The organism is Rhizobium sp. ZPR4, from assembly GCF_040215725.1.
GTDB classification, from domain to species: Bacteria; Pseudomonadota; Alphaproteobacteria; order Rhizobiales; family Rhizobiaceae; genus Rhizobium; species Rhizobium rhizogenes_D.
In genome coordinates, this window is record NZ_CP157967.1 from 3,458,254 (window position 1) to 3,473,659 (window position 15,406).

The following is a 15,406-nucleotide window of genomic DNA, read 5'->3' on the forward strand; positions in this document are numbered from 1 at the left end:
TACGATGTCCTTATCGCGTGAAAGAATGAAGGTAGCTACGCTTAGGGAGTCCCGCATAAAGTCCATCTTGCACAAGCCGAATTTCGGTGAAATTGCCGCGTCTTAGGTTCATATCGACGTTATGATGCGTCGCTATTAATACGCGCAAGAAAATCAGCATAAGCTAACGCAATCCCCTCGCGAAGAGAGATATTGGCTTGCCAGCCGAGTTCCTTCATCCGGTCCACATTCAATAATTTTCTAGGTGTTCCATCTGGCTTCGACTGATCGAAGACAATTGTGCCATCGAAGCCAACGACCTCCATGACGGTCTTCGCGAGTTCACGGATTGTAACATCGACGCCTGTCCCGATATTAAACAAGCCATTTTCGACATCGGTTTCCATCAGGAAAACGCAAGCGTCTGCCATATCGTCGACGTAAAGGAACTCGCGCATTGGCTTACCCGATCCCCAAACCACCAACTCAGAATCGCCGCGTTTTTTCGCCTCATGGGCCTTACGAATGAGCGCCGGCAAAACGTGGCTATTGTTCAAATCGTAGTTATCATTCGGTCCGTAGAGATTGGTGGGCATGGCGGAAACATACTTGGTCCCATATTGAGTATTGTATGTTTCGCATAATTTAACGCCGGCAATCTTAGCAATTGCGTACGGCTCATTTGTTTGCTCCAGAGGGCCAGTTAAGAGATATTCCTCCCTGATTGGCTGGGGACAATCGCGCGGATAGATACAACTGGAACCGAGAAATAGCATATGTTGAACGCCGGCGTTCCATGCTGCTTGCACCATGTTGGCCTCGATCATGAGGTTTTGATACAAGAAATCAGCACGGTAAACATTATTGGCATGGATACCGCCAACCTTCGCTGCCGCCATGAATACGTAGTAAGGCTTTTCCATGTCGAGAAATGCAGACACGGCGGCCTGATCGGTCAGATCAAGCTGCGAATGCGTGCGAGTCACAATATTTTGGTAGCCAGCAGCGTGAAGGCGACGGACGATGGCCGACCCGACCATACCCCGATGCCCAGCAACATAGATTTTGCTGTTCTTTTCCATTGGCCTACTCGTGGAAGTCATAGGCCGGATAACCGTGGCTCTTGACAAGCTCATCTCGCTCAGCAGCCTTCAGATCCTCTCGCATCATCTCGGCAACTAGTTGGTTAAATGTTATCTTGGGCTTCCAGCCAAATCGCTCCATCGCCTTCGATGGATCGCCGAGAAGCGTCTCCACCTCGGTCGGGCGGAAATATCGGGGGTCAACCGAAATGATGCAGTTGCCGTTTGTATCAAAACCCTTTTCATGAACACCCTCACCGCTCCAGGTGATGGTGATTCCGACCTCTGCCGCCGCCGCTTCAACAAATTCGCGGACACTGTATTGAACACCAGTTGCAATAACGAAATCTTCTGCCGTCTCCTGCTGAAGCATCAGCCATTGCATTTCAACGTAATCTCTCGCGTGCCCCCAATCCCGTTTGGCGTCCAAATTGCCAAGGTATAAGCAGCTTTGGAGACCCAGTTTGATGCGCGCAATAGCACGGGTAATTTTTCGCGTTACGAAAGTTTCACCTCGCACCGGACTTTCGTGATTAAAGAGGATGCCGTTACATGCATAAATGCCATAAGCCTCCCGATAATTGACCGTAATCCAGTACGCATAGAGCTTGGCCACCGCGTATGGTGAACGAGGATAGAACGGCGTTGTTTCTCTTTGCGGAATCTCCTGAACCAAGCCGTAGAGTTCCGAAGTCGAGGCTTGGTAGAAACGTGTTTTCTTTTCAAGACCAAGGATGCGGATCGCCTCGAGGATTCGCAATGCGCCAAGCGCGTCAGAATTTGCAGTATATTCCGGTTCCTCAAACGAGACAGCAACATGGGATTGAGCTGCTAGATTATAAATTTCGTCCGGCTGAACCTGCTGAATGATTCGGATGAGACTCGATGAATCCGTCATGTCACCATAATGAAGGATAAATCGTGGCTTCTCCTCGTGTGGATCTTGGTAAAGATGATCAATTCGGTTCGTATTGAAAAGCGAGGCACGGCGCTTGATTCCGTGAACTTCGTAGCCCTTCTGCAGCAACAGTTCAGCAAGGTATGATCCATCCTGCCCTGTAACCCCCGTGATGAGTGCAACTTTCCGCACATCCTTCATATTCTGATTTCCCATCGTTGTATCGGGACTTCCTACATCTAAAACAATCGCATTTGCAACATATAGCTCAACGATGGGGCCTTTTCCTCGGCAAACTGTTGTTTGAAGTATGGTTTTAAACGCTGACGAAATAACCTGGAAACGGAACTTTGGACCATGGCCTGCGCCTGACGATCGGCCTTAAGGCGATGAAAATGACACCAGGACGTCCGGACTTATATCGCGCCGGTAGCCGCCGGCCTTCAATTTTCAAATCTCCGCGAAACTAGATCTTCACGGCAGATACCTCGGCACGTTTAAATTTCCGTTCAGCCATTAATTTGCCAAAAGCAATCCCCGGCCGCTCAATGAACTCGAACGATAAATATGCCACTGGGAGCGCCAACAACACCGCCAGAATTTGTACGAAGAACATTGCAGGTCGGCTCATCTCGAAGAGTGAGACGGCCGCAAAACCCAATACGACCTGCATTGGGCGGTGCAATAGGTAAAGCGAATAAGATATCGTTCCCAAGAATCTAGGGTAATCCGACGAAAAAACGGAGTTAAACAATTTGGACAGCCCGCTTTCGTGCGTAAGAAATGTCATTAGCGAATAGAACACGAACCACACCACGAGCGGCTCTGGAGCCGATGATGTAACGGCTAGAACGACCATAACCGCGATGGCAACGAGCTTTATTGGATTGCGCGCCTGACGCAATTTCTCAAAATTCAAACGTGAAGCGATACCGACGATAAAGTAAAAGATGGCCGCCGGGAGAAAAGCGTTAAGCTGATAACTTCCAAGATAGCCCCTCGACGTCGCCCAGTATCCAATCCCGAAAACAAGAATACTTGCGGACATCGCATAAAAATTACGTGTGGCATGAATCAACAGCGGAGCGACTAAATAAAACTGCCATTCAAGCGATATGCTCCAAGCAGCCGGCAAAAATGTTGCTGCGGCCAACGGCAATATCTCATAAGGTATCGCACTATGGAGCATCGTGGCGTGAGCGATTAGGTGCGGCAATGTATTATGGTAGGTCTGGTTAGTTATCGAGCGAACATAACCATTGTACCAATCCCAGCCCACGGCAGTCCTCCATGGAGCGGCCGCAGTGGTCTCAGACCACATTCCCATGACAAAATATCCGATGACGGAAGCAAAAACGAACGCAGGATAGAGGCGAAAAAACCGTCTTGTGATGTAATAGCCGTATCGCTCCTTACGCGTCGAAAGCAAATGCGTGATCACAAAACCGCTGACGATCATAAATACAGCTACCGGAGCCCATCCGTCCAACAACATACTGAATGGCGGGGGTAGACTTAAGTATCCGGACAACTGCAAGCCATGCCCAATAGCGACCCAAAACGCCAAATAAGCGCGCAGTCCCTCAATCGGCTTGAAGTTTTCACTTTCCATTCGCGCAATTAGGGCGCGGAAATGTCGACAGTCAAGATAAGCTGAATTTTTTCGAGCACTATCGTCAGATAGCTGGACCTCTTAGCGCTCCTTTGGTGGATTACGTTTCCATTGGCGATGATGAGGGACACTTCAACGGATGCGCGAGATGGCGGAGTAGGATGTTATACTTGCTCATTGGCTTAAGCCGTTCGTCGCGAAGCTTGGTCACAAGAAGCGGCAGCAGATATGGCCGGTGTATATTTCGGGTCTTATTGACCCCCGGCGATCGCAAGAGCATCGAGCAGATGCCGGAACGGCTTGCACCTCATCACTATGATCTCTGCATCATTTCATCTCGGATGGGATTTGGGATGCCGGTCCTCTTAAGGTGGAATTGGCGGCGCGGCCTGCAGAATTGTCTGAGTTTCAGGTTCGTTTCTGGTCATCGACGGCACAGGTCTGCCAAAGAAGGGCGATCATTCTGTCGGGCTCGCACCGCAGTGTGCGTCGAAGCTCGGCAAGAGCGCAATTGCCAGACGTTGATATCGTTGACGCCGGCCACGACGAGGTGCAATCTGATGCACGGTCATCACGGCACCTTTACCCTCGCCAGCCGCGGAACGATGTCCATACTGCTGAACTCGCCTCCGTATGCCAAAAACCATTTACGAACGTAGTCGTAGGCGCTGAAATCGCTGGGAATCGCTTTTCAAAGCACTTTTAGCGCATCAAAAATTGTCACCCATTTACTAAAACGGCTGTTTGCGATAGACCCCCGTCAAATTTTGGCTCCCGGCCGGTGAAAGCGTAAAAATGGGTTTCGTCGATGTTGACCACTCACGACCGTATGATTGAAGCCGTAGCGGATATTACTGAAGCACTCCGAAAATATCACCTAGCTGCGGTATTTGGGTGGCAAGATATTGCTCAACGATATCGTAGGTCGAAGGTCGGGGCCTTTTGGCTTTCCATTAATATGGCTGTGCTAATCGCGGCTATCGGTGTAATTTTCGGTACATTGTTCCGAAGCCCAATGCAGGATTTTCTGCCGTATCTATGTGCAGGCCTAATCATCTGGGGCTTTATATCCACGACGCTCGCTGAGAGCTGTGTTGGCCTGATCTCGGCAGAAGGTATTATTCTACAGGTAAGGATGCCGATCTTTACGCATATCATGAGGTTGGTATGGAGGAACGCAATTATGTTCGCCCATAATATTGTCGTTTTTCCTTTTGTGTTACTTGTCTTCCTTCATGCGCCCAATTGGATCGTGCTACTTGCGCCAGTTGGATTTATTCTTGTTACATTGAACTTGTTGTGGATTGCATTGATTTTAAGTGTAATTTGCACGCGCTACCGTGACATGACCCAAGTGGTACAAAACGCGCTTCAGGTTGTTTTTTATGCGACCCCCGTCATATGGAAGCAGGAAACCTTGCCGCCAGGTATTGTTCAGGATCTGTTGATGCTTAATCCCTTCTACCATTTTGTTAACGTCGTGAGATCGCCCTTGCTAGGCGTCTATCCCTCAACGCTGAACTGGGTGGTATGTGTATTATTAATGTTTTTAGGTTGGGCCGTCGCAATTTTATTTTTTGGCAACTACCGCAAACGCATTGCATATTGGCTGTAGCGCGGAAAATTTTATGACCTCAATCTCGCTTCAAAATGTTTCTGTTGAATTCCCCGTATTTAACGCCCGTGCGCGGTCTCTTAAAAACCGCGTGCTGGATATAGCAACAGGTGGAATAATCGGCCAGCGTTCAGATGGCCATGTCGTCGTGAAAAGCTTAGAAGATATCAACCTTACGCTCGCCGAGGGGGACCGCCTTGGCTTGGTCGGACACAATGGAGCCGGCAAGACGACGTTGCTGCGCGTTTTAGCAGGAATTTATAGCCCGACACGAGGAGCCGCATTGATCAATGGGGAATGCGTGTCGCTGATTAATATCTCCTTGGGGATAGATCCAGAGGCCACAGGCCGAGAGAACATACGACTTCGCGCCGCGATGATGGGAATGGCGCCTGCTGTCTTGAAGCGAGAATTTGACCAGGTAGCCGAATTTTCGGGACTGGGCGATTTCCTCGACATGCCGTTCCGCACCTATTCATCAGGCATGCAATTGAGGCTAGCATTTTCGATATCGACCGCCGTACGACCGGAAATTTTGATTATGGACGAGTGGCTCTCTACTGGCGACGAGGAGTTTCAAACAAAAGCCAATGAGCGCCTGCATCAAGTAGTTAACGCGACAAAAATTCTCATATTGGCAAGCCATTCAAAGGATTTGCTGCTGAATAATTGCGATCGAATCATTTGGCTCGAGCACGGTCGTATAAAAATGGATGGGCCAAGTCGCGACGTCGCGGCTGCCTATTTCCGATAGGAGAATGCTACCTTTAGATCGGGCGATAGCAATGTGTGCGGAAATGGCGAATGGAAAATAATGTTGCGTCACAATCGAGCAGGGTGCTGCTCGTTGATCATATGTGCGTTCTGCCGTATGGCCATAATTTAAATGGTTTGGTTCTCTTTGAGCAGGCGCTGCGGCCTTTTTTTGACTCATCAATGTGTCTCGCAACTCGTAAGTTGCCGGATGAGGCCGAGCAAGCGTCTTTAGTCGATCGAGTGTTGAGCTACCCATATGATGGTTTGATTGAGGCGCCCGCAACACGCATCTCAAAGAATCAGCGGAATACTGTTGCAAAGGAAGTTTCTTACGTTCCTCTGCTCAAATTATTAGCGCGCCGCGCATTCTACACCGGCCTCAGTATCTTTCTTCGATATGATTACGTTCGAGCAAGGACCCGGCGTGACTGGCGGGACGTGTTTAAGCGGTACAAAGTCGGTCCGGATGATGTAATTTTCTTTCCAAGTGCCGAATATTACGGCTGCCTTTCTTTGCTTGATATAATTCGAAAACTTCCTTTGGCACAGAGACCGAAGGTTCATTTTCGTATGATCGGCGTCATGGAGAGCGCGAATTATACCTTGGAATCGGGACGCCCGCAGTTTGTATCTGAAATTCGTCGGGCGTTGGCCGACAAAATTCATTTGTCCGTTTCGGCTGAGACGCCGCCATACTGCGAGTTGCTGGAACGACTAATTGGATGTCCAGTGACCTATATGCCCTATCCTCTGGCAAGCAAGCAAGAGGTGATTACGTGGGATAGCGTTAAGGTTGTGACCTCTCCCGGCCAAGGAAGAATCGATAAAGGATTCATGCGCCTCTATGCGATTATCTGTGGACTGCAAAGTAAGGGTGCTCTGGATAGATTTTACTTTGATATTCAGGACATGAGGCGCACCGATAATCAGTTTCGTGCGAGATATCAGAGCATACTTAAACATGTTCCGAATCTAATCTTGCGACCGGCGAGATTGAAACAAGCGGAGATCGACGAGATCTACAGAAAGTCGGACATTCTAATTCTCCCGTATGATGCAGAAACCTATGCTCTACGAGGATCCGCCGTCTATCAAGAAGGGCTGGCGGTAGGTAGGCCAGTCGTTTGTAGTACTGGATTGGGATTTTCCGAACTTGTTAGGAAGTATGGAAATGGGTTGGTGGCGACAAGCGATTTCGAGTTTAGCGATAAGATACTCGAACTAGCTGAATGGTCAAAGGAAGACGTCGAGCAACGCGTATCGGCTGCCAGAGCTTTGTATCAGTCGGATTTTGAACTCGGTCTTAAGGCTATTCTTGAAAGTTTTAACAATGACCATGCCTAAAATTGCCTTCATCGACCATCCTTTCCATCGAAAGACGCGGTCAAGTAATTTCTTCGTTGAGATTCTTTCGGAGAGCTTTGTTGTTCACGTGTTTTACCTGGACCCCGATCCGCGGTCCACGATGCGAGAAATTGCTGATTCTGATTATGACTTGGTGGTATGTTGGCAGACGGAGTTTTGCGCGCCATATTTCCTAACGCGTGGCAAGAGAGTCGTCTGCGTGCCAATGTTTGATGGTGTCGAGACAGCTCCGGACTGGTACTGGCTGTCAATGAGACAGGCTCGGTTCATTAACTTCAGCGAAAAGCTGCACCTGCTCCACAAGTCGCTGGGAATTGAAAGCATCTACGCGAAATATTTCGGCGTGGCAAAAATGGACTTGCCGCAAGCCAAGTTTGGAATATTGCGCGGCTTCTTTTGGCAACGCCGACCTGAAGACGGGCTTCACTATAAATTCGCTAGGTCTGTTCTCGGCAGCGCGGTTGCGTCGCTCCATATCCATAATGCGCCCGACACACAATCTGCAGAGGATTGGAAGCCCGATTGGGGGTGCACTGTCACTCATTTCGGCGAGGATGCCTCTGAATATCGGAAAGCGCTCGAAGCTTCGAATGTATTCTTGAGCCCTCGTCGCACCGAGGGCATAGGACACCCTCTAATCGAAGCGATGGCAAGGGGTATGTGCGTAATAGCTCATGATAAACCCACGGCAAATGAGTACATAATTGACGGTGTGAACGGTATACTCATTGATTATGACTCCCCTGCTTCTTTTGAGAAGATAAAGCCCTCTGGAAATAACGGTGGCCTTACCTTAGCTCGCGCTGAATTGCTGGGAAAAGCGGCAAGGGCTTTTTATCTCAAAGGGTGCGAAGAGTGGGAGGAGACTTCGAAACTTCTTCCATATTTTGTGCAAACGACGCCCTTTCCCGATCTTACTGAACATGACGTTAAGTTTGCAGATCAATATCTTTCCATAACAAGATTCGCACATCGGGACTTTTATCGCTTCCTGCATAAGCTCCTGAGATTGCAGCGAAAAGGATTTGTTGGCGCAGAAGCATCGGCGATGCGTCATCGCGAGCGCATTAAATGGACAATCAAAAGTCTGCCCGGAGCGGTCTTGCTGTGGCGAGTATTGCGACGAGTGTTGCGGCCTTTTAAATAAGTGTAGTGTCAGGCATCCCGATCATTTGGCGCGCATAGATCTTTCTGTTCCGAGTTCCGTTAGTAATTCATCATAGACGGTAGCATATTTATGGCCCATTTGTTCTGCCGTGAAGAATTCCTTGTATCTCAGGCGAGCGGCCGCACCCAAAGACGCAATCGATTCACCATCGTCTACAAGACGTTCCATTGCTTTTGCAAGAGCTGATGGATCGTCTGGTTGCACGACGTAGCCTGTTTTACAATCTTGATTGACGAAGCTCGTGCCCGTTCCTATTTCGCAGGAGATCATCGGTTTAGCGAACATCGCAGCTTCGACAAGCGAAAGGCCGAATGCCTCAGAACGAAGATTAGAAGGAAATACAACACCACTGCATAATTCGAGAAGCGCGGTCTTGTCCACATCGGGTAGCGCTCCTAGAAAAAACACGTTGTGTAGATCATGCTGTTTCATGAAGCTCTTCAACGAAGCTTCCATTGGACCTTGGCCGACGATGACAACGTTCGTATTCGTCCGTCTCGCGGCCTCAAGAAGGATGTGAATGCCTTTATAGTAACGCAATACCCCGACAAAAAGGAAGAACGGTTTAGGAAGCCGTGCGCGCCAACGTGCTTTATCCTGATCGCTCGCTTTGGGATAATCCGCTTCATCCAGCCCAAGTGGAATGACAGTTGTTTTATCTTTGTAACGCTGCAGTACCTCGCTCGTCGCCAGGTAATTAGGGGATGTGGCTACAATCCTATCAACACTCGTGAGAAAGCGATGCATAACAGGCTCGTAGAGCTTCAGCAGGAGCTTTTGCTTAACGATGTCGGAATGGTAGGTTACGATGGCTGGCTTGCCGGCATGGGTGACAAGATGGACGATGTCCATCAATGGCCACGGAAAGTGATAGTGAATTATGTCGGCCTTTCGGCTCAATTCTCGAAAACGTCCAAATACCTCGCATGAAAAACCGGTCGACGCGAATTCGAAATTGAGCTTGGCCTTGTGCGCCATATGACCATCGAGTTCGACGCTGTTTTCCAACGGCTTCTTGCTCAGTGAGAGAACATCGGACTCCACGCCATACTTAGCAGTGCCGTTGACAATCGCATGGATCGTCCGCTCAACGCCGCCGAATGTGTCGGGCCAATATGTTTTGAAAAAATGTAGAACGCGCATTTCATTCCTGTAACGAAAACCGACCGCTACGTCACTAGTGCATCGCTGACCTCTGAAAACGTCTTCAACCTCGAAGCCTTCTGAGCAATGACCCGCAGTAGCGGCGGTTGTATCAATATTGACTGCATCGTCGCGCAAGGGGCTTGATCTGCCCTCGCAGCTGAATTAATCCCGCCCTGAATTCCCCGTCGTGCGGTGGCGATCGACGCTTTTACAACGGAAATTTCATGAAGTCCGGAAGTCTTTATAAGGTTGGCGACAACGATCAACGCCCTTGGGGCACATGGCATGTGCTCGATATCGGTGATAGCCACGTCGTAAAACGCATTGTCGTGAACCCCGGTGAGCGCCTGTCGCTGCAGTATCACAACCACCGCTCCGAACGTTGGACCGCCGTCTCAGGAGAGGGCATTGCGGAGATTGACGGAACGGAACACGCTCTGCAGCTCGGGCATACAGTCGATATTCCGCTCAACGCGAAACATCGTGTTTCGTGCACCGGAGATAAGCCCTTGGTTTTTATCGAAATTCAATACGGCGAATTACTCGACGAAAACGATATCATTAGGCTCAGCGACGATTACAATCGGGTCTGATGGCGAAGCCGATATCAATCGAATAGTTCGGCATCCGCCAACAAGGGTTGCCGCTGATCCTTGGAGGAGAGCGTGAGCGCTTCCGTCACCTTCCAATCGATAGCGATCTTCGGATCGTTCCAACGGATGCCGCGATCGCTCTCCGGCGCGTAATAGTTGGTGGTTTTGTAGAGAAACTCCACGTCATCGCTCAACGTCAGGAAGCCATGGGCGAACCCTTCCGGGATCCAGAGCTGGCGCTTGTTTTCCGCAGACAGAAGAACGCCGACCCATTGACCGAATGTCGGTGAAGATTTCCTGATGTCGACGGCAACATCATAGACTTCGCCAACTACAACTCGCACCAGCTTCGCCTGCGCATGCGGCGGCAGCTGATAGTGGAGGCCGCGTAGAACGCCCCTGCCCGACCGGCTGTGATTGTCCTGCACGAAATCGGCACTTCGGCCGATCGCTGCTTCGAACTTCGCCTGATTGAAGCTTTCGAAGAAGAAGCCGCGATCGTCTGCAAACACCGTCGGCTCGATAATCTTGACATCGGGAATAGTGGTATCGATGGCTTTCATTCGTCGTCCTGTTCGGATTGTTTGCAAGGGAAGATGCGCCGGCATAAAGCGCGCCTTAGCGGTTAGAATATCTGCTCGCGCAAGATCCCAAGAAGATATTGCCCATAGGCATTCTTCTTCAGCGGGCTCGCCAGCGCCTCGACATCAGACGCGCTGATCCAGCCGCTGCGATAGGCAATCTCTTCGGGGCAGGCCACCTTCAGGCCTTGTCGGTTTTCAATGGTCGCAATGTAATGGCTGGCCTCCAGCATCGACTCATGCGTTCCGGTGTCGAGCCAGGCATAGCCGCGACCCATGGTCTGGACGTCAAGCCGCCCGGCCTGCAGATAGTGAACATTGACATCGGTGATCTCCAGCTCGCCACGCGGCGACGGACGGATGGATTTAGCGACGTCGACGACGGTTTCGTCATAGAAGTAGAGGCCGGTGACCGCATAATTGCTCTTCGGCATCCTCGGCTTTTCCTCCAGGCTGATCGCCCGGCCGCTCTGATCGAACTCGACCACGCCATAGCGATGCGGGTCCTGCACGTGATAGGCAAAGACCGTCGCACCCGTCTCCTTGGTGCTCGCCTCGTGCAGCAATCGGGTAAAATCATGCCCGTAAAAAATGTTGTCTCCCAGAACCAGGGCGGAAGGCGCGCCATCCAGAAACGCTTCGCCGATCAGGAAGGCCTGGGCAAGACCGTCGGGGCTGGGCTGAACGGCATAGTCAAGCTCTATGCCCCATTGGCTGCCATCGCCGAGCAATTGCTCGAAGCGAGACGTATCTTGCGGCGTCGAGATGATGAGGATCTCGCGGATACCCGCCAACATCAAAGTCGTCAGCGGATAGTAGATCATTGGCTTGTCGTAGATCGGCAGGAGCTGCTTGCTGACCGCAAGCGTCAGCGGATAGAGCCGTGTTCCCGATCCGCCGGCGAGTATGATTCCTTTACGTGCCTTCGTCATGATCCTGCGTCTCGTCCTTGGTGCATTTGCCTCTGTCTCACCGGCGGGAGGACATGGCCGGAAATCATCGGCAAAATTACGGTTTTCAATTCCGGGCAGCTATCAATCTCGCCAGGACGTCGTCGACGCCCTTCTGCCAGAGAGGAAGCGCAATATCGAAACGATCCATCAGCTTTCGACAATCCAGTCGCGAATTGGCCGGGCGCTTCGCAGGGGTCGGGTATTCAGCTGTCGATATCGGTTTCAGCGCATCGAGAGACAGCGCAAGCCCAACGTTTGCTGCCAATGCCTCACGAACGATATGCGCCGCATAACCATACCAGGAGGTGCTGCCTTGTGCCGTAAGATGATAGGTCCCAGAGAAGTCACCTGGAGCTCGCGAAGCCATGATGCGCGCGATCACCCTGCGTGTAACATCGGCAATCAAGGCCGCCGACGTCGGCGCACCAACCTGGTCGGCAACGATGTTCAGTGCGCTTCTTTCACCCGCCAGCCGAAGAATAGTCTTCAGGAAGTTGCTGCCGTGATGACCATAGACCCAGCTGGTGCGCAAAATGGCGTGATGCGCGCCGGAGGCGCGCAGCTCCTCTTCGCCTCGCCATTTGCTTTCGCCATAGACGGACTGCGGATTGACCGCATCGTCTTCCTGATAGGGATCAGCTTTCGTGCCGTCGAAGACATAGTCTGTGGAGTAATGGATGAGCCAGGCACCATTGTCCGCCGCCCAGCGCGCCAGTATCCCCGGAGCTGCGGCATTGACTGCCATCGCCAGCTCTTTATCGCTCTCGGCCCGATCCACCGCCGTATAGGCGGCCGGATTGACGATGACGCCGGGCTTATGTTCGTCAAGAGCGGCAAGGATGCTGGCTTCGTTGGCCAGATCCATGCCTCCGCGCGTCAGAGCAACGACATTCCCCAGGGTGCCGAGCGAATGCTGCAGCTCGAAACCGACTTGGCCGTTGGCGCCAGTGACCAGAATGGTACTCACAACTGGGCCTCGTACTGCTTGCCGACCCATTCACGATAGGCACCACTGGTGACGTTACGGACCCAGTCCTGGTTTTCGAGGTACCATGTGATTGTCTTGCGAATGCCAGTCTCGAACGTCTCCTCAGGCCTCCAGCCGAGTTCACGCTCGAGCTTGCGGGCATCGATCGCATAACGACGATCGTGACCGGGCCGATCCCTAACGAAGGTAATCTGATCACTGTAGCGGCCGCCATCGGCCTTCGGCCTCAACTCATCGAGGATGGCGCAGATCGTATGCACGACATCGAGATTCGGTTTCTCGTTCCACCCGCCAACATTATAGGTCTCACCGAGCTTGCCGGCTTCCAAGACGCGGCGAATGGCGCTGCAATGATCCCGGACGTAAAGCCAGTCGCGGATCTGCTGCCCGTCGCCATAGATCGGCAGGCTCTTTCCCGAAAGCGCGTTCAGGATCACCAGCGGGATCAGCTTTTCCGGAAAATGGTAAGGCCCGTAATTGTTGCTGCAGTTCGTCGTTAGGACAGGCAGGCCATAAGTATGCTGCCATGCCCGCACAAGATGATCGGAGGCCGCCTTGCTGGCCGAATAGGGGCTGTTCGGCTCATAACGATTGAGTTCGTTGAACGGCGCATCATCCTTCGACAGTGTGCCATAGACCTCGTCCGTGGAGACATGCAAAAAGCGGAAGCCTTGCTTCTCCCCATCCGGCAAGTCATCCCAATAGCCGCGCACAGCTTCCAGCAGATTGAAGGTACCGACAATATTCGTCTGGATGAAATCGCCGGGGCCATGGATGGAGCGGTCGACATGGCTTTCGGCTGCGAAATTGATGACCGCACGCGGCCGGTGCATCGCCAGCAAATCGCTTACCAGCTCGCGATCGCCAATATCGCCATGCACGAACACATGGCGATCATCACCCTTCAATCCCTTCAGCGTATCTAGATTGCCGGCGTAGGTCAGCTTGTCCAGATTGACGACCGTCTCGTCGTGTCGCTCAAGCCAGTCCAAGACAAAGTTCCCGCCGATAAACCCGGCTCCACCCGAAACCAATATCGTCATCTAAAATCCATTTTAGGCACGCAGCTAAATTGTCGACACAATCCAAGACAAATCAAATCTCATGACAAGGAGCAGTTTTCTCCTTCAAAAAGATTTCAATCATAGGAAGACGGATATCCGCCTCAAGCACCAGAGGCAAACCAAAAATGTTTATTCAAATCGGGAAGCTTGAAATTGGCTGGGGAACCTGGACTCGAACCAAGATTAACGGAGTCAGAGTCCGTCGTTCTACCATTGAACTATTCCCCAACGACCGCCAGGCGATAAAACCCTTCGCGGTGAAGGCTGGGCCTCTATAATAGAATTCGTCGCAGATGCAAATAGTTTAACGCAGGCAAATGCATTTTTTTGGTGGAGCACCGTCGATGCTCAAGATGATGGCCCCTGGTGGAAGTTTAGGATTGGTTATTTCACCAGCGCAACAGGCGCCTGCCGAGGACATATCCGACTGCCGTCACCATGGCGATCGCGATCGGGTACCAGAGCAGGACGAAAAGTGGGCTGTCGTCCGTGCAGTTGGAGGCATAGAAGGTTGCGGCGATGCCGCTAGCGGCAAGGCCGGCGACGGCGCCGGCCGCACCCGGCTTTTCCGGCGCGCCCTGGCGCAGGGCGAAAATGAAGCAGGCGAGCGGGCCGATCGACAAAAGCGGGATGAGCGTCAGGCAGAAGCGGGCGTTGTGGCCGATCATCCGCGCACTCCAGCTGTCGGCCGGCATGACGGCCATTTCGATGGCCGCGGCGGCAAGCAGCAGGATGGGCGCCAAGAGCAGCGTCCAGCCCCATAGACGCAGCGATGCGCCCGGCCGCCCGATGCGGAAGACGACAGCGCAGGCCGTTGCGGCAAGCGCGATGGTCACGACGAATTTGAACAGGAAACGGACAGTCTCCATGGCTGTATCGATATCGGCTCGAAAGCCGATCATGGCGAAGAAGACACCGCCGCTGATCAGGATGCCTGCGACGACCGCCAGGGTCAGGACCTTGCCGATCCGCATGCGGACCGGCGCGTCCTGCGCCAGAAGATTGATGAGGTCATCGGTTTTCACTGGTCTCACTCCGATACAAAGCCGCAAGCGCCTTTAGCGCGCGGTGCAGCGCCACGCGCACCGCCCCTTCCGTCATCTTCAGTCGGTCCGCCGTATCCCGTACGCTGGCTCCGTCAACGGAAATCGAGCGCACGATCGTCTTCCCCGGATCCTTCAACTGTTCCAGCATACGATCGACATCGAGCCGGTCCAAGGCGTCGGTATGCTCTTCCGCCTCCAGGAAATCGATCACATCGTCGATCGGTACGCTCATATGCCGCCCGCGCCGTCTCAGGCTGTCGATCAGCTTGTTGCGCACGATCGTCGACAGCCAGGGGCCGATCGGACGCGATGAATCCCATGTGCCGCGCTTCAGATGGACGGCCAGCAGCACTTCCTGAACTACATCCTCGGCCTCACTTACCGGTGCGCCCAGCTGATCGCAGCGTCTTTTCGCCATGGCACGCAGACGCGGCGTCACTGCGATGAGGAAACGGTGATAGGCCTGCGCATCGCCGCCGATGGCCGCGCGCATCCAGACTGCCCATTCCTCTTCGCGCGCCGAATGATTCATCCGACATCTCCTCTACGCGGGACCGCAA

15 protein-coding genes, 1 tRNA gene and 1 pseudogene are annotated in these 15,406 nt (G+C 52.3%); 6 read left to right on the forward strand and 11 right to left on the reverse strand.

Annotated features, from left to right (window positions below):
- Nucleotides 1–119: 119 nt before the first annotated feature.
- The 3 genes from ABOK31_RS16630 to ABOK31_RS16640 form a co-directional block, all read right to left on the reverse strand.
- Complete coding sequence (locus ABOK31_RS16630) at nucleotides 120–1,061, reverse strand: GDP-L-fucose synthase (RefSeq protein WP_349956748.1); 942 nt, start codon at nucleotides 1,059–1,061, stop codon at nucleotides 120–122.
- Nucleotides 1,062–1,065: 4 nt separating this feature from the next.
- Nucleotides 1,066–2,160 carry a GDP-mannose 4,6-dehydratase gene (gene gmd / locus ABOK31_RS16635; protein ID WP_349956749.1) on the reverse strand — a complete coding sequence of 365 codons (1,095 nt, stop codon included), beginning with the start codon at nucleotides 2,158–2,160 and terminating at the stop codon, nucleotides 1,066–1,068.
- Nucleotides 2,161–2,425: 265 nt separating this feature from the next.
- Nucleotides 2,426–3,571, reverse strand: a complete 1,146-nt coding sequence (locus ABOK31_RS16640; protein WP_349956750.1) for an acyltransferase — start codon at nucleotides 3,569–3,571, stop codon at nucleotides 2,426–2,428.
- Nucleotides 3,572–3,737: 166 nt separating this feature from the next.
- Here ABOK31_RS16640 and ABOK31_RS16645 point away from each other — a divergent pair.
- From ABOK31_RS16645 to ABOK31_RS16665, 5 genes and pseudogenes are all read left to right on the forward strand, one after another.
- Nucleotides 3,738–4,113, forward strand: a pseudogene (locus ABOK31_RS16645) (transposase); the annotation flags it as partial.
- Between the two features lie 266 nt (nucleotides 4,114–4,379).
- The gene (locus ABOK31_RS16650) at nucleotides 4,380–5,186 is read left to right on the forward strand and encodes an ABC transporter permease (protein WP_349956752.1); all 807 of its coding nucleotides are present in this window, start codon (nucleotides 4,380–4,382) and stop codon (nucleotides 5,184–5,186) included.
- A gap of 13 nt (nucleotides 5,187–5,199) precedes the next feature.
- A complete protein-coding gene (locus ABOK31_RS16655) occupies nucleotides 5,200–5,940 on the forward strand; it encodes an ABC transporter ATP-binding protein (protein ID WP_069611446.1) in 741 nt (246 codons plus the stop codon).
- A gap of 50 nt (nucleotides 5,941–5,990) precedes the next feature.
- Nucleotides 5,991–7,286, forward strand: a complete 1,296-nt coding sequence (locus tag ABOK31_RS16660; protein WP_349956753.1) for a glycosyltransferase — start codon at nucleotides 5,991–5,993, stop codon at nucleotides 7,284–7,286.
- Nucleotides 7,273–8,454, forward strand: a complete 1,182-nt coding sequence (locus tag ABOK31_RS16665) for a glycosyltransferase family 4 protein (RefSeq protein WP_349956755.1) — start codon at nucleotides 7,273–7,275, stop codon at nucleotides 8,452–8,454. The genes ABOK31_RS16660 and ABOK31_RS16665 overlap by 14 nt, the downstream gene beginning before the upstream one ends.
- 21 nt (nucleotides 8,455–8,475) lie before the next feature.
- Here ABOK31_RS16665 and ABOK31_RS16670 read toward each other — a convergent pair whose 3' ends face one another.
- Complete coding sequence (locus tag ABOK31_RS16670; protein ID WP_349958997.1) at nucleotides 8,476–9,618, reverse strand: glycosyltransferase family 4 protein; 1,143 nt, start codon at nucleotides 9,616–9,618, stop codon at nucleotides 8,476–8,478.
- Between the two features lie 227 nt (nucleotides 9,619–9,845).
- Here ABOK31_RS16670 and ABOK31_RS16675 point away from each other — a divergent pair, with 227 nt between their 5' ends.
- A complete protein-coding gene (locus ABOK31_RS16675; protein ID WP_349956757.1) occupies nucleotides 9,846–10,214 on the forward strand; it encodes a phosphomannose isomerase type II C-terminal cupin domain in 369 nt (122 codons plus the stop codon).
- A gap of 14 nt (nucleotides 10,215–10,228) precedes the next feature.
- Here the strand turns inward: ABOK31_RS16675 and rfbC are convergent, their stop codons facing one another.
- From rfbC to ABOK31_RS16710, 7 genes are all read right to left on the reverse strand, one after another.
- Nucleotides 10,229–10,777 (reverse strand): dTDP-4-dehydrorhamnose 3,5-epimerase, encoded by a 549-nt coding sequence (gene rfbC / locus ABOK31_RS16680; RefSeq protein WP_349956759.1) that lies wholly within the window; start codon nucleotides 10,775–10,777, stop codon nucleotides 10,229–10,231.
- Between the two features lie 62 nt (nucleotides 10,778–10,839).
- The gene (gene rfbA, locus ABOK31_RS16685; RefSeq protein ID WP_349956760.1) at nucleotides 10,840–11,727 is read right to left on the reverse strand and encodes a glucose-1-phosphate thymidylyltransferase RfbA; all 888 of its coding nucleotides are present in this window, start codon (nucleotides 11,725–11,727) and stop codon (nucleotides 10,840–10,842) included.
- Nucleotides 11,728–11,812: 85 nt separating this feature from the next.
- Nucleotides 11,813–12,715 carry a dTDP-4-dehydrorhamnose reductase gene (rfbD, locus tag ABOK31_RS16690; protein WP_349956762.1) on the reverse strand — a complete coding sequence of 301 codons (903 nt, stop codon included), beginning with the start codon at nucleotides 12,713–12,715 and terminating at the stop codon, nucleotides 11,813–11,815.
- A complete protein-coding gene (gene rfbB, locus ABOK31_RS16695) occupies nucleotides 12,712–13,779 on the reverse strand; it encodes a dTDP-glucose 4,6-dehydratase (RefSeq protein ID WP_349956764.1) in 1,068 nt (355 codons plus the stop codon). Before rfbB ends, rfbD begins: the two co-directional genes overlap by 4 nt.
- A 175-nt stretch (nucleotides 13,780–13,954) precedes the next feature.
- Nucleotides 13,955–14,028, reverse strand: a tRNA-Gln gene (locus ABOK31_RS16700).
- A gap of 161 nt (nucleotides 14,029–14,189) precedes the next feature.
- The gene (locus ABOK31_RS16705; protein WP_349956765.1) at nucleotides 14,190–14,825 is read right to left on the reverse strand and encodes an NrsF family protein; all 636 of its coding nucleotides are present in this window, start codon (nucleotides 14,823–14,825) and stop codon (nucleotides 14,190–14,192) included.
- Nucleotides 14,812–15,378 (reverse strand): sigma-70 family RNA polymerase sigma factor, encoded by a 567-nt coding sequence (locus ABOK31_RS16710; RefSeq protein ID WP_349956766.1) that lies wholly within the window; start codon nucleotides 15,376–15,378, stop codon nucleotides 14,812–14,814. Before ABOK31_RS16710 ends, ABOK31_RS16705 begins: the two co-directional genes overlap by 14 nt.
- Nucleotides 15,379–15,406: the final 28 nt, after the last annotated feature.